General features: G+C 68.4%; 16 protein-coding genes. 6 read left to right on the plus strand and 10 right to left on the minus strand.

Annotated elements, in window-relative coordinates:
- The first annotated feature begins 26 nt into the window (after positions 1-26).
- Positions 27-932: a S1 family peptidase gene (locus tag AC5Y5Z_RS05625; RefSeq protein ID WP_473139612.1), complete on the plus strand. Its 906-nt coding sequence runs from the start codon at positions 27-29 to the stop codon at positions 930-932.
- Positions 933-935: 3 nt separating this feature from the next.
- On the opposite strand, the gene AC5Y5Z_RS05630 is transcribed toward AC5Y5Z_RS05625, so the two are convergent.
- Complete coding sequence (locus tag AC5Y5Z_RS05630) at positions 936-1949, minus strand: NAD(P)-dependent oxidoreductase (RefSeq protein ID WP_473139611.1); 1014 nt, start codon at positions 1947-1949, stop codon at positions 936-938.
- A gap of 18 nt (positions 1950-1967) precedes the next feature.
- On the opposite strand from AC5Y5Z_RS05630, the gene AC5Y5Z_RS05635 reads away from it, so the two are divergent.
- A complete protein-coding gene (locus tag AC5Y5Z_RS05635) occupies positions 1968-3017 on the plus strand; it encodes a Gfo/Idh/MocA family protein (protein WP_499923836.1) in 1050 nt (349 codons plus the stop codon).
- A gap of 26 nt (positions 3018-3043) precedes the next feature.
- Here the strand turns inward: AC5Y5Z_RS05635 and AC5Y5Z_RS05640 are convergent, their stop codons facing one another.
- Entirely contained in the window at positions 3044-3487 is a 444-nt protein-coding gene (locus tag AC5Y5Z_RS05640) for a hypothetical protein (RefSeq protein WP_499923838.1), read from the minus strand.
- 83 nt (positions 3488-3570) lie between these two features.
- On the opposite strand from AC5Y5Z_RS05640, the gene AC5Y5Z_RS05645 reads away from it, so the two are divergent.
- Positions 3571-3768: a hypothetical protein gene (locus AC5Y5Z_RS05645; protein WP_463825105.1), complete on the plus strand. Its 198-nt coding sequence runs from the start codon at positions 3571-3573 to the stop codon at positions 3766-3768.
- On the plus strand, positions 3765-4151 hold the full coding sequence (locus AC5Y5Z_RS05650; RefSeq protein WP_499923840.1) for a type II toxin-antitoxin system death-on-curing family toxin: 387 nt from the start codon (positions 3765-3767) through the stop codon (positions 4149-4151). The genes AC5Y5Z_RS05645 and AC5Y5Z_RS05650 overlap by 4 nt, the downstream gene beginning before the upstream one ends.
- Here the strand turns inward: AC5Y5Z_RS05650 and AC5Y5Z_RS05655 are convergent.
- Together AC5Y5Z_RS05655 and AC5Y5Z_RS05660 are read right to left on the minus strand one after the other, a co-directional pair.
- Positions 4106-5614: a sensor histidine kinase gene (locus AC5Y5Z_RS05655; RefSeq protein WP_499923842.1), complete on the minus strand. Its 1509-nt coding sequence runs from the start codon at positions 5612-5614 to the stop codon at positions 4106-4108. The genes AC5Y5Z_RS05650 and AC5Y5Z_RS05655 overlap by 46 nt on opposite strands.
- Positions 5611-6330 carry a response regulator transcription factor gene (locus AC5Y5Z_RS05660; RefSeq protein WP_463825101.1) on the minus strand — a complete coding sequence of 240 codons (720 nt, stop codon included), beginning with the start codon at positions 6328-6330 and terminating at the stop codon, positions 5611-5613. The genes AC5Y5Z_RS05655 and AC5Y5Z_RS05660 overlap by 4 nt, the downstream gene beginning before the upstream one ends.
- A gap of 130 nt (positions 6331-6460) precedes the next feature.
- Here AC5Y5Z_RS05660 and AC5Y5Z_RS05665 point away from each other — a divergent pair, with 130 nt between their 5' ends.
- Positions 6461-6919 (plus strand): hypothetical protein, encoded by a 459-nt coding sequence (locus tag AC5Y5Z_RS05665; RefSeq protein WP_463825100.1) that lies wholly within the window; start codon positions 6461-6463, stop codon positions 6917-6919.
- Positions 6920-6954: 35 nt separating this feature from the next.
- Here the strand turns inward: AC5Y5Z_RS05665 and AC5Y5Z_RS05670 are convergent, their stop codons facing one another.
- The 3 genes from AC5Y5Z_RS05670 to AC5Y5Z_RS05680 are packed head-to-tail and all read right to left on the minus strand — an operon-like array spanning position 6955 to position 8931.
- The gene (locus tag AC5Y5Z_RS05670; RefSeq protein ID WP_463825099.1) at positions 6955-7320 is read right to left on the minus strand and encodes a DoxX family protein; all 366 of its coding nucleotides are present in this window, start codon (positions 7318-7320) and stop codon (positions 6955-6957) included.
- Positions 7321-7329: 9 nt separating this feature from the next.
- Positions 7330-8475, minus strand: a complete 1146-nt coding sequence (locus AC5Y5Z_RS05675; protein WP_463825098.1) for an SPFH domain-containing protein — start codon at positions 8473-8475, stop codon at positions 7330-7332.
- Positions 8476-8496: 21 nt separating this feature from the next.
- Entirely contained in the window at positions 8497-8931 is a 435-nt protein-coding gene (locus AC5Y5Z_RS05680; RefSeq protein WP_463825097.1) for an NfeD family protein, read from the minus strand.
- A 67-nt stretch (positions 8932-8998) separates the two neighbouring features.
- On the opposite strand from AC5Y5Z_RS05680, the gene AC5Y5Z_RS05685 reads away from it, so the two are divergent.
- Positions 8999-9886: an Rv1486c family protein gene (locus AC5Y5Z_RS05685; RefSeq protein ID WP_499923845.1), complete on the plus strand. Its 888-nt coding sequence runs from the start codon at positions 8999-9001 to the stop codon at positions 9884-9886.
- Between the two features lie 171 nt (positions 9887-10057).
- On the opposite strand, the gene AC5Y5Z_RS05690 is transcribed toward AC5Y5Z_RS05685, so the two are convergent.
- From AC5Y5Z_RS05690 to fabG1, 3 genes are read right to left on the minus strand one after another with little or no spacing between them, the layout of a single operon-like run.
- Positions 10058-11056 carry a ferrochelatase gene (locus AC5Y5Z_RS05690; protein WP_499923847.1) on the minus strand — a complete coding sequence of 333 codons (999 nt, stop codon included), beginning with the start codon at positions 11054-11056 and terminating at the stop codon, positions 10058-10060.
- Entirely contained in the window at positions 11056-11865 is an 810-nt protein-coding gene (gene inhA / locus AC5Y5Z_RS05695) for an NADH-dependent enoyl-ACP reductase InhA (protein WP_463825094.1), read from the minus strand. The genes AC5Y5Z_RS05690 and inhA overlap by 1 nt, the downstream gene beginning before the upstream one ends.
- 13 nt (positions 11866-11878) lie before the next feature.
- Positions 11879-12646, minus strand: coding sequence for a 3-oxoacyl-ACP reductase FabG1 (fabG1, locus tag AC5Y5Z_RS05700; protein ID WP_463825093.1), 768 nt, complete (start codon positions 12644-12646; stop codon positions 11879-11881).
- Between the last annotated feature and the right edge of the window lie 39 nt (positions 12647-12685).

The following is a 12685-nucleotide window of genomic DNA, read 5'->3' on the forward strand; positions in this document are numbered from 1 at the left end:
TCGGCTTTACCTGAAAGATCGACGTCATGGTCGGTGCCTTCGCGAACCTGTCACCACAGGCATCGCTGGTGCGCACCATCGCTCTCGCCGCCGGAGCATCACTGTGCCTGGTGGTGGCGGCCTGGCCGGTGCTGGCCTCCTGGCGCCATACCCGCGACCGGCGCTTCCACAGCTGGCGACTGTCGTTCTTCGCGCTCCTCAGCGCCGCCTCGTTCGTGTGCGCGATGTTCCTGCCCGGCCCCAGGACACCGATCCTCCGGGCATCCGAGCCGCCCATCCGCATCCCGTTCCCGCTGCCGGCCGCAGCCACCGTCGGCCCGGGCACCGCGATCGCGGTCAGCTACGCCGACGGCACCGGCGGAATGGCCTGTACCGCAGGATTTTTGGTGCACACCAACACCGGCCAGCGGGCGTTGCTCACCGCCGGTCACTGCAACAAGCCCGGCGAGACAAGCAAAGTCAGCATCAATTCCGCCGCCGAGTCGTACGTGACCGTGGGCACGTTCACCCAGACGGTCAGCGAAGGTACCCGCGGCGAAGACCATGACATCGGGCTGATCACCCTCGAAGCCGACAAGGTGCCACAGACGGCGGCGATCACCGCCTCGATGCCGGTCAGTGGCGTCGCCGACGAACTGCAGCTCGGCCAGCAGCTGTGCAAATTCGGCATGAAGACCGGCCGGGTGGAATGCGGACAGATCACCGATGTCACCGACAGCAAGGTGGTGTTCCTGGCCGCCAGTCAGTGCGGCGACTCCGGCGGCCCGGTCTACCTCATTCGTCGGGACGGCGCAGCGGCGGTCGGCATCCACATCCGCGGCGGACGGCAGAACGACCCCAATCCCGGATGTTCGACGCCGGCAACGTTTTCGGTGGCCGAATTGGTGCGGCCGTGGCTGGAGCAGTGGGGTCTCAGTGTGGTGACGGGCTGAGACTCAACCCACCGGGCGGTTGCGGTACCGGCCCACCAACTCCGGTGCGGCGAGCTGCGACCGTACCGGCGGCAGGCCGGCCTTGATCAGCCGCAGGTCGTCGATGACCAGTTCGCCGATGTCATGAAAGGCGCTGGCGATCCCGCCCGCACGGTGTGCGGACAGCACCAGCCCTTCGATGCCGCGGGCGCGGTGGTCGGCTGGTAGCGGCTCGTCGGGCCACACGTCGACGGCGGCGAGGAACCGCTGGTCCGCCACGCGGTCCAGCAGCGCGTCGAGGTCGACGACGGCGGCGCGGCTGACCAGCACGACCCGGGCACCTGGCGAAATGGTGTCCAACTCCGCCGCGCCGAGCAGATGTTCGCTCTCGCTGGTGACCGTGGCCAGCACGACGATGACCTGACTGCGCGCCAGCACCTCGTTCAGCTCGGCCGGAATCATCTGATGCTCGCGGATCACACTGTCGGGCAGCCACGGATCGAAGCAGCGCAGCACCGGATGGAACGGAACCAGCAGCGCGCGCAGTGCGCGACCGAGAAAGCCGAAACCGATCAGGCCGACGTCCGCACCGGACAGCAGGATCGAGTCCGCGGTGCTCTCGGCACTCCAGCTTTCCGTGCCGGCCCGCAAAGCGCGGTCCTCCCGGCTGATTCCCCGACACAGATCCAGCGCCAGACCCAGCGCGTACTCGGCGACGGGCTGCGCGTACACCGGACCACACCCCAGCACCCGAATCCCGCGCGCAAAACACACCGGGTAGTCCACGTTGGGAAAGAAATTCCCCTCGACGTTCACCAGTGCCCGCAACTTCTCGGCGCGGACCAGCCGTTCCCGGGGCAGGTCGGGCTGACCGACGATCGCGAAAACCTCGGGCAACAACTCGTCGAGCCGGGTAAAGCCATCGTCGACAATGACTTCGAAATCCGCCTCGAGCGCCTCGAACCTGCCCGGCCGGAAAAGCTGATCGATCGCTCGCGGCGCAGCCGAAAGGACTACGACCGGACGGGCATCAGGCACATCCGTAGTATCGCCTCGATGCTGCGTTCGGTGATCATCGGGACCGGGTTCATCGGCGCCGTTCACGCCAGGGCGGTGCGCCGGGCCGGCGGCGTCGTCGTCGGGGTGGTGGGTCGCACCGAAGAGGGCGCGGCCCGTGCCGCCGACGCGTGGGGTGTGGCCGCATCGTCGTCGTCGCCACACGACCTACTCGGCGATGCCGACCTAGTACACGTCTGCACCCCGAATGCCGTTCACGCCCAACAGGTTTCAGCTGCTCTGGCCGCCGGCGCCAACGTGATCTGCGAGAAACCCATCGGCGTTTCCACTGCGCAAGCCGCCGCCATGCTTGCCGAGGCGAAGGCGCGACGGGTGGTGCACGCGGTGCCGTTCGCGTATCGGTTCTACCCGTCGGTGCGGGAAATGCGCGCCAGGTTGCGCGACGGCGGACGCATCTTTCTCATCCACGGTGGGTACCTGCAGGATTGGCTGGGCGATGCGGGGGCGTCCAACTGGCGCGTCGATCCGGCATCGGGGGGACCCTCGCGGGCGTTTGCCGACATCGGAGTCCACTGGTGCGATCTTGCCGAGTTCGTCACCGGCGACCGCATCGTCGCGTTGTCGGCTGTGACGTCAACGGTCCACGACCGCCAGGCGTCGCAGCCGACGGAAGACCTTGCAGCACTGCTGTTCCGCACGGCCGACGGCGCGATCGGATCGATGAACGTCAGCCAGGTGTCCTGGGGTCGCAAGAACCGACTCGAGTTGTACGTCGACACCGAACGCGCTGCCTTCGGCTTCGAGCAGGAGCGATCCGACCGGCTTTGGGTCGGCGGAGCCGAGGGTTCGACGCTGCTGGAGCGCGGCGCCGGTTTCTCCGCCGCCGACGCGGTGCGGCTCTCGACGGTTCCGGCCGGCCACCCGCAGGGATATCAGGACTGCTTCGACGCTTTCGTCGCCGACGTGTACTCGGCCATTCGGGGCGGGGCACCGGACGGGCTGCCGACGTTCGAAGATGGTTATCGCGCAGCGGTTCTCACGGAGGCGGTGCTGACTTCTGCAGCTCGCGGCGAGTGGGTGCAGCTCTAACTGGCTGCAGGCAACGGGAACCGATGTCAGCTGCCACTGATCCCAGCCAGCCCGAACAGCAGCCCGGCGCTGCCGCCGACTCCCGGAGCCCGACGGCAGAGTCCGGTGCCCGCATTGCCGCCGTTGCCGCCGTTGCCTAGCAGCTGAGCGTTGCCGCCGTTGCCTCCGGTGCCCCCAGTGCCGGCAACGCTGAACGCCGTTCCCCCGCTTCCCCCGACGCCACCGTCACCAAAGAGCCCGGACAGACCTCCCGCGCCACCGGTGCCGCCAGTACCCTCGCCAGCCGAACCGCCACCCCCAGCACCGCCGACACCGCCATTCCCACCGTGGCCGAACAGATAGCCGGCGTTGCCACCGGCGCCACCCATTCCGCCGATGCCGCCGTTGCCGAGCACCGCTCCATTGGCGCCGCCGCTGGCAAACGCTCCGCCCGCGCCGCCCTGGCCACCCGCGCCACCGCTGCCGTCCATGCCTGGAGCCCCCCCATTTGGCCGCTCGTTGCCCAGGTACCAAATCTGGTACCTTTGTAGTACCAAGTAATTGGGGGTCAACCATGCCAGCGTTGAATGTCGAATTCTCCGAAGAGGAACTGGCAACCGTACGTGCGGCGGCAAGCAGCACAGGGACCTCCATGCGGGCGTTCGCGAAACAGGCGATCCTGGCCAAGGCGGTCGATCGCGAAGGCCGGATACGTGCTCTGAGTCAGGAGATAGCTCAGCGCTCCGCTGAACTGAACCGCCGCTTGGCGTGACGGACTTCCCGAGCACCGACGAGGTCTTGATCGCAGCGGAGTACGCCTGCGGCTTTCGGCCGTTGGTGCGTGATCCCGGTCTGTTCGAATCCAGTCTGATGCGCCCTGCGGCAACGGTTTTCGGTACAGATGCATATCCGTCGGTCTGGGATAAAGCGGCAGCGCTGCTGCACTCACTGGTGACCACACAATCGTTGGCCGACGGGAACAAGCGCACTGGTTGGGCGGCCTGCTGGCTCCTCCTCGGCCTGAACGGCTATCGGGTTTCGACTGACCTGGATGTCGATGCCGCCGAGCAATTCGTGGTTGCGATAGCGGGCAACCAATTGACATGGGATCAGATAGCCGCCCGGTTACTTGAATTTTCCGACCTGACAAGGTAATTCGGCAAGCTGAGCCGGAACTGTGCACCCCCGTCGTGCGGCAGGCACACCAGGTCGCCGCCGTGGGCCCGGGCCAGCGCGCGGGCGATCGACAGTCCCAGTCCCGCCCCGCCGTGGTCGCGGGCACGGTCGGCATCCAGCCGGACCAGACGCTCGAAGATACGGTTCCGCTCCTCGTCGGGAACGCCGGGCCCGGTATCGGTGACGGTCACCGTCGCCGCGCTCGGATCGGCACCGAGTTCGACGGTGATCGAGCCACCCGCCGGCGTGTGCCGCCGCGCGTTGTCCAGCAGGTTGGACAGGATCTGCGCCACCCGGGTCGGGTCCGCCGTCACGTTGAGCTCGGACACCCCGGTGCGCCGCACCGAGACCGCCGGCGCCAACATGGCGGCGCGCTGCACTTCGGACTCGACGATCGCGGCCAGATCGGCTTCCCGGACGTCCAGCGTCAAGCCGGCGTCGATGCGGCTCAGATCCAGCATGTCGGCAACCAGCCGACCGGCCCGTCGGGCATCGGACTGCAACAAGGCGGCCCGCCGGAGCTGCGCGCTGGACTCCGAGCCGGTCTCGTGGGCGGCGAGTTGCTCGGCGGCGGCTTGGATGCCCGCGATCGGGGTGCGCAGCTCGTGCGCGGCGTCGGCAAGGAACTGCCGCGTCGCCGTTTCGGCGCGCTGCGCGTTCTCGGCGGCCTGCCGGGCGCGCAACTCAGAATCCTCCAGCGCATCCAGCATCCCATCGAAAGCGTCTGCAGCGCGGCCTAATTCGGTATCGGTGCGCGACGGCCGCAGCCGCCGGCCGCGGTCACCGGTGGTGATGTCCTTGGCCAGCGCAGTCAACCCGTCCAGCGGCCGCAGCGCGGTCCGGCTGACGACGACCAGCAACAGTGCAGCCAACACCAGCGTCGCCAGTCCGGCGCCGATCATCAGCTGGCGCAGCTGACGGGTCACCTGCGTGGTCTGGGTGGTGTCGGCGACCAGGATCAAGCGGGCGCCGTCGGGCAGCGGGTGCACCACCACGGTCGCACTCGCGTCAGCAGGGGTGCCGCTAGGCGGTGGCGGCGGCGGCAACATGCCCGGCGGCAGCGGCGGCCTGCCCGACGGCGGCGGCCCCGGCCGGTGCACCGGCGGCGGCGGAAAGGGCGGCGGCACAGTAGAACCCGCTCTGGTGTCGGGGCTGATGCCCGGATCGCCATAGGTGACACCATCGGCCGTCACGATCAATGCGCGCACGCTGCCACCATTCAACTGCGCGGCCATCAGATCCGGCGCGGTGTGGGCGGCGACCAGAGCATCAGCTCGCGATGTCGCAGCGAGCAGCCGTTCGTTCAGGTTGTGCCGCGCCTGGACGCGCAGGCTGATATCGACCGTCACGCCCAGCACGACCAGCAGCACCGCCAGCAGCGCCACGACGAGCAGCACCACCCGTCGCCGCAGCGACGGGGTGGGCGTGACCGTGCCCGTCACGATTGCGGTGGCTGCAGGCGGTAACCGATGCCGCGAACGGTCTGCAGAATCCGCGGGCCGTGCGCCTCGAGTTTGCGCCGCAGCCCGCTGACGTGCACCTGCACCAGATTCGGGTCGTAGGCGTCGTATCCCCACACCGCACTGAGTATCTGGTTGGCGTTGACGATCCGCCCCCGCTGCTCCACCAGGAAGGTCAGCAGCCGCAGCTCGGTGGCGGTGAGGTCCAGCGGGTGACCGTCGCGCGCCGCAACGCCTGCGTCGACGTCGAGGATCACGTCACCGAACTGGACCACGGTGGGCAGCCGTCCCCGTCGCCGTAACACCGCCCCGACCCGAGAGACGAGCTCGGCCAGTTCGAAAGGTTTGACCACGTAGTCGTCAGCGCCCCCGTCCAGGCCGCGCAACCGGTCCGGCAGGCCGTCACGGGCGGTGATCAAGACGATGCCGATGTCGCCCCACTGCCGCACGACGTCGATGAGTTCGAATCCGTCCCGGCCCGGCAACATCACGTCAAGCACCACCAGATCGGGCCGCAGACCTTCCAGCACCTCTTCCAATCCGTTTCCGTCACAACGGGTGTCGGTGTGATAGCCGACGTCGGACAGCGCCTCGCTGACCATCTCCCGAATCGTTTCGGAGTCCTCGACCACCAACACCCGCGGGGTGCCGACGCTGAATTGGCCGGTCCTGCTACCGGTGCGATCGGCGCGAGTCATGCCCCCCATTGTTCACACGACGCTGCTTGGTCCGGACTGCGCCGGGCCGGCTCCGGCAATCTTCAGCTTTGCTTCAAGTTCGGCTCCTACCGTCGCGTCCAGCAACGCACCAACGACCCGAGGAGTCCCCATGACCTCCGACCACACCACGACACCGAGCGACGAGGCAGTCGTCGCTCCGCCGCCCGCTGCTGCTCCGACGGCGGCGCAGAAACGGCGCTTTCCCCTCGGCGCGCTGTTCGGCGCCGGACTGCTGGGTGGACTGATCGGTTCGATGTTCACCGCGGGAGCCGCCGTGCTGGCGATCACCTTCTTCGGACCTCCACCGCCGCCACCAGGCTTCGGACCGCCACCCGGCGCAGCGCACATGGGTTTCCCCGGTCCCGGCGGACCGGGCGGTCCGATGGCCGGCGGTAAAGGCCCGATGGGCGGTCCGCACGGCATGCTGCCGCCGCCGTTCCCGGGCGGGCCGCCCCCAATGGGACCTGCTGGGCCGGGTGGGCCGGCCGGGCAGCAGCCACCGGGGCCGGGTCAGCCACCGGCATCGCCTTCCGCGGGGCCCAGCGCATCGCCGACTGCTCCGCGCTAGCACGGCTTTCGGTCGCGGGCGCGGACACCGCGAGGCTACGAAGCGTCGGCGGTGTCCGGCCCCTTGACCGTCATCGCCAGGACCAACGCCAGGAACGACGCGGCCGGCAACGTGTTGGCCACCGTGTCCCGCACCCGCAGGTGCGCGCCCACCGCCAACGTGAAATACAGCGTCAGCATCGCCGTGGTCAGCCGAGCCAGCGCCGGAAACCGGTTCACCGACGCCAGGCCGACGGCGGCGGCCACCTTCACCACCGGCAACACCGGGCGCACGTTCTCCGGGCATTGGACGGTGTCCAGCGCCTTCTTGATGGGCGGCGCCTCGACCGCGCACAACACCGCGTCCAGGGCGTGGAACGCAGCCAGTCCGGCGTAGGTCTTCGGTGAAGTCAGAGTGCTCATCCGGCAATCCTATTGACGCAGCTCCGGCGGCCCATCCACCGGGCGTTGGCCGGGCTGCAGCGGCAAGACATCGGTGGCGGCGCGCGTCTGGGAAATCGCCGGATCGCTGCCGGTGGTGAACCAGTCCGCCACCTCGGCGTCGTCGTCGTCCGCGGAGTGCCGCGGCGCGTCGTCGACCGGGGACGGCTCGAACCGGAACACCCCATCCTCGCCCTGTTTGCCGAGCAACCTGGTGAAGCCCTGCAGCGCAGCGTTGAAGTCGCTGGGCACCACCCACACCTTGTTGGCGTCGCCGCGCGCCATCTCCGGCAACGTCTGCAGATACTGGTAGGCCAGCATCTCCGGGGTCGGTCGGCCGGCTTTGATCGCGGCGAACGTCTTCTCGATGGCCTTGGCCTGTCCCTGCGCCCGCAGATAGGCGGCGGCGCGTTCACCCTGGGCGCGCAGCACCCGGGACTGCCGATCGGCCTCAGCGGTGAGGATCGCGGCCTGCTTGGCACCCTCGGCGGCCAGGATCTGCGCCGCCTTCTGCCCCTCGGCCTGCATTACCGCCGCCTGCCGGGTGCCCTCGGCCGTCAGGATCATCGCGCGCTTTTCCCGGTCGGCCTTCATCTGCTTTTCCATCGACGCCTGGATCGACGGCGGCGGATCGATGCTGCGCAGCTCCACCCGCGCCACCCGCAGCCCCCAGCGGCCGGTCGCCTCGTCCAGCACGCCGCGCAGCTGGGCGTTGATCTGGTCGCGGGAGGTCAGGGTCTGCTCGAGGGTCATGCCGCCGACCACGTTGCGCAGCGTGGTGGTGGTCAGCTGCTCGACACCGACGATGTAGTTGCTGATCTCGTAGACCGCCGCCTGCGGGACGGTGACCTGGAAGTAGACGACGGTGTCGATGTTCAGCGTCAGGTTGTCCTCGGTGATGACCGGTTGCGGCGGAAAGGACACCACCCGTTCACGCAGGTCGATGCGGGCCCGGATGCGGTCGATGAACGGCACCAGCAACGTCAGCTGGCCGCTGACCGTGCGGCTGTACCGGCCCAGTCGCTCGATGACCGCAGCCTCGGCCTGCGGTATCAGGGCCACCGATTTGGCCACGATGATGATGGCGAATACCACCAGGACGGCCAGCAGGACCAGGCCGGTCACCGCACCTTCCACCGGAACTCCTTCAGTCGGTCGCTATGCGTTGTTGAACACCACGGCGGTGGCCCCGTCGATGTGCACGACGGTGACGGACTGGCCGGGTTCGTAGACGTCGCCGTCGTTGAGCGGGCGCGCCGTCCACACCTGACCGTCCAGCTTGACCTGCCCGGCGTCGTGGGCGACCCGATCCAGCACCACCGCGTGCTTGCCTTCCAGCGCCTCCGCGCCGGTCCGCAGCGCGGTCTGCGGGGTCATCCGCCGGCGAAGTTGCGGCCGCACCAGGGTGAGCAACAGCACCGACACGACCAGGAACACCACTCCGTCCGCCCAGACCGGCAGGTCCGTCAGCCAGCTGACCCCCGCGGCGGCCAACGCGCCGCCGCCGAGCATCAGCAGGAACATGTCGCCGGTGAGGGCCTCCGCACCGACCAGCACCAGAGCTCCGATGAGCCAGATCAGTGCGACGGGCATGGGCACAGAATACGCGTGATCTCCGACAATCCACGCCCGTGGCGGCGAGCCACTACACTGCGAGACCATGTGGTGCCCCAGTGTCTCACTGTCGATGTGGGCCAACGCCTGGCTCGCAGGCAAGGCCGCGCCCGACGACGTCCTTGATGCGTTATCCCTCTGGGCGCCAAGGCAATCCGTTGCGGCCTACGACGCCGTCGCGGCGGGCCACACCGGGCTGCCGTGGCCCGATGTGAGCGACGCCGGGACGGTGTCGCTGCTGCAGACGCTGCGGGCGGCAGTCGGTCGTCAGACGCCCGACCGTCCGCGCGGCACCATCAACGTGGTGATCCCGGTGCCCGGCGATGTGCGCGGGTTGTGCGCCGGCACCCAGTTCGAACGCGACGCGTTGGCTGCCGGCGAGGCGGTGATCGTCACCAACCCCGACGATGCGCGCAGCGCGATCGGACTGGTGCCCGAGTACGCCTACAGCGACGACGACGAAGCCGACGAACCCGAACTGTGCGCGCTGACGTGGATGGTGTACTCGTTGCCCGGCGTCCCGGTGTTCGACCACCACGAACTGGGCGACGCCGAATACACACTGCGTTCGGCAGTGCGGTCGGCTGCCGATGCGTTGAGCGTGATGGGATTGGAATCGGCCAGCGGCGTTGACAATCCGCGCGGGCTCGTCGAGCAGATGCTGGAATCCGCACGGCAACACCGGATTCCCGACCACGCGCCCACCCGCGCGCTGCGGGTGCTGGAGAACGCCGCGCATGTCGATGCGATCATCGCGGTCAGCGCCGGGCTGAGCCGGTTGCCCGACCGTACCGCCGCACCGGAATTGACTGGTACGCAATCTTCTTCGGAAACGCAGCTCGCTTCCAATGCCCTGCGGCCGCTCAGCGCGGTGGTCCGCTCGGCGCGCATGGCCGCGGTCACCGCGATCCTGCAGTCCGCGTGGGCCGACTGAATTCTGCGCCGACGGGTAGCGGTGTCAGACCCGGGCGCGGCGTGTTTGCTATCGCCGCGGCCTGACCACGCGCGCCCCATCCGTCAGCATCCGGGGGATGGTCGCGCGATTGCTCAGGGCAACGGAGTCACCGCCGCCAAAACGGCTTGGGGCGCGGCAGCCGAACCTGCCCTACGCGATTTCGCGGGCACAGTGCGGCGGCAGGCATGCCTGGCCGTTGGCACTGGCGAGACAACCGGGCACCGGACGGGAGCCGGACACCCGTGCCGGCGCGCGGCCGTCGCGCAGTTCGTCGATCAGATCGATGGCCAGCCGGGCGAACCGGGCGTCGGCGTTGAAGGTGGCGGCGCGGGCGAATGCAACGCCGAGATCTGCAGCCTGCAGCCGTAACTCGTGGTCCAGATCCCAGACCACTTCGATGTGGTCGGCGACAAAGCCGATGGGACAGACGATTACGGCCTTGTCCGCCAACGATGCCAGATGGTCGCCGACGTCGGGCTCCAGCCACGGCACCTGCGGCGGCCCGGACCGCGACTGCCACACCACGTCGAAGTCGCGGTACCCCGCCGCCGACGCCACCAACCGTGCGGCGTGAGCCACTTGGCGGCTGTACAGATTCGGACCGCAGCGTTGATCGGCGGCGATCGGAATGGAGTGCGCGGTGAAGATCAACCGTGCATCGTCGGACACGGTGCCGGCCGCGGCAGCGACCGCCTCGGCGAACATCTCCACGAACAGCGGATGGTCGAAGTACGTTCGCAATTTGACGAGTTCGGGCGCATCCGGGCCGGCCGCCGCCCGGGCCCGGGCGATGTCCTCGACGTACTGCGTACAACTGGAGTAGCCACTCCACGCCGAGGTGGTGAATACCGCCGCCCGGCGAATCCCATTGTCGCGCATCGTCGCAACGGTGTCTTCCACGTAGGGCTGCCAGTTGCGGTTGCCGAAGTAGACCGGCAGACCCTGCTGGTCCTGCAACTCGGCGATCAGCGCCCGGTTGATCCCGTTGATCGGTGAGACCCCGCCGAAATGCAGGTAGTGCTCGGCGACGTCGTCGAGCCGCTCCGGGGGCACGTTGCGTCCCCGGGTGACGTTCTCCAGGAACGGCCGCACCTGCTCCGGCCCTTCCGGACCACCAAAGGACAGCAGCAGGAGCGCGTCGAAATCCATTACAACAGCTGCGTGTGGGCGCCGCCGTCGGCGTAGATGATGTCACCCGTCGTGGCCGGCAGCCAGTCGGAGAGCAGAGCGCACACCGTCTTGGCGACCGGCGTCGGGTCCTTCATGTTCCAACCGATCGGGGCGCGCTGGTCCCAGCCGTCCTCGAGCAGCTTCATCTGTGCGCCGGCTTCCTCGCCGAGCGCGCCACCCACGATCGCGCTCATCGCCAACGTCCGAATCGGCCCGGCCGCAACAAGATTGGAGCGGACGCCGACCTTGCCGGCCTCGCGCGCGACGAACCGGTTGACCGATTCCAGAGCGCTCTTGGCAACCGTCATCCAGTTGTAGGCCGGCATCGCCCGGGTGGGGTCGAAGTCCATCCCGACGATGCAGCCACCGCGATTCATGATCGGCAGCAACGCCTTTGCCAATGAGGCGTACGAATACGCCGAAATGTGAATGCCTTTGGACACGTCCTCGTAGGGAGCGTCGAAGAACGGGTTGATGCCCATCCCGGTCTGCGGCATGAACCCGATGGAGTGCACCACGCCGTCGAGGTTGTTGTCCTCGCCGATCTCGGCTTTGACCCGCTCGGCCAGGCTGGCCAGATGCTCCTCGTTCTGCACGTCGAGTTCGATCAGCGGCGCCTTCTCCGGCAGCCGGTCGGCGATGCGCTGGATCAGCCGCAGCCGGTCGAACCCGGTCAGCACGAGCTGAGCGCCCTGCTCCTGCGCGACCCGGGCGATGTGGAACGCGATCGATGAGTCGGTGATGATCCCGGAGACCAGGATCCGTTTGCCGTCGAGCAAGCCTGCCATGTCCGTCCTTTACCTAGTGGCCCATGCCCATGCCGCCGTCGACCGGGATGACCGCGCCGGCGATGTAACTCGCGTCCTCGGACGCCAGGAAGCTGACCACTCCGGCCACCTCCTCGGCGGTACCGACCCGCTTGGCGGGGATGAAATCCAGCGCCCCGGCCTGAATCCGTTCGTCCAGCGCGCGGGTCATCTCGGTGTCGATGTACCCGGGAGCCACCACGTTCGCCGTCACCCCGGCCTTGGACAGTTCCCGGGAGATCGAGCGGGCCATGCCGATCAGGCCGGCCTTGGAGGCCGCGTAGTTGGCCTGGTTGCCGATCCCCCAGCTGCCGGAGACCGAGCCCACGTAGATGATCCGGCCGAAGCGCTTCTTCTGCATACTGCGCGAGGCCCGCTGGGTCACCCGGAACGCGCCGGTGAGATTGGCGTCGATGACCTTCTGGAACCGCTCCTCGGTCATCCGGATCAGGAAGGCGTCCGCGGAGATGCCGGCGTTGGACACCAGCACCTCGACCGCCCCCTGATGCTGCTCGACCTCGGTGAAGGCACGATCCACGGCGGCGTTGTCGGTAACGTCGCACTCGACGCCGAACAGCCCCTCGGGCGCGCCGGAGCCGCGGTGGGTGACGGCCACTTTGTGCCCGTCGGCGGCCAGCCGCTGGGCGATGGCCAGTCCGATACCCCGGTTTCCGCCGGTGACCAGGACTGATCGCGACACGAACGGCGGTTTGCCGCCGTCGGCCGGAGGTTCGAAGGCAATTTCAGTGGCTGCACCAGTCACCCCGTCAACCTATCGCCTCACCGCGGTCGGCCCGAAACC

This window comes from Mycobacterium sp. NGS29 (assembly GCF_059812965.1).

Bases quoted from the DNA above. Each gene is read 5' to 3' on its own strand.
- AC5Y5Z_RS05625 (WP_473139612.1), top strand. From the start codon at position 27: ATGGTCGGTGCCTTCGCGAACCTGTCACCACAGGCATCGCTGGTGCGC.
- AC5Y5Z_RS05635 (WP_499923836.1), top strand. From the start codon at position 1,968: ATGCTGCGTTCGGTGATCATCGGGACCGGGTTCATCGGCGCCGTTCAC.
- AC5Y5Z_RS05640 (WP_499923838.1), bottom strand. From the start codon at position 3,487: ATGGACGGCAGCGGTGGCGCGGGTGGCCAGGGCGGCGCGGGCGGAGCG.
- AC5Y5Z_RS05645 (WP_463825105.1), top strand. From the start codon at position 3,571: ATGCCAGCGTTGAATGTCGAATTCTCCGAAGAGGAACTGGCAACCGTA.
- AC5Y5Z_RS05660 (WP_463825101.1), bottom strand. From the start codon at position 6,330: ATGACTCGCGCCGATCGCACCGGTAGCAGGACCGGCCAATTCAGCGTC.
- AC5Y5Z_RS05665 (WP_463825100.1), top strand. From the start codon at position 6,461: ATGACCTCCGACCACACCACGACACCGAGCGACGAGGCAGTCGTCGCT.
- AC5Y5Z_RS05670 (WP_463825099.1), bottom strand. From the start codon at position 7,320: ATGAGCACTCTGACTTCACCGAAGACCTACGCCGGACTGGCTGCGTTC.
- AC5Y5Z_RS05680 (WP_463825097.1), bottom strand. From the start codon at position 8,931: ATGCCCGTCGCACTGATCTGGCTCATCGGAGCTCTGGTGCTGGTCGGT.
- AC5Y5Z_RS05685 (WP_499923845.1), top strand. From the start codon at position 8,999: ATGTGGTGCCCCAGTGTCTCACTGTCGATGTGGGCCAACGCCTGGCTC.
- AC5Y5Z_RS05690 (WP_499923847.1), bottom strand. From the start codon at position 11,056: ATGGATTTCGACGCGCTCCTGCTGCTGTCCTTTGGTGGTCCGGAAGGG.
- inhA (WP_463825094.1), bottom strand. From the start codon at position 11,865: ATGGCAGGCTTGCTCGACGGCAAACGGATCCTGGTCTCCGGGATCATC.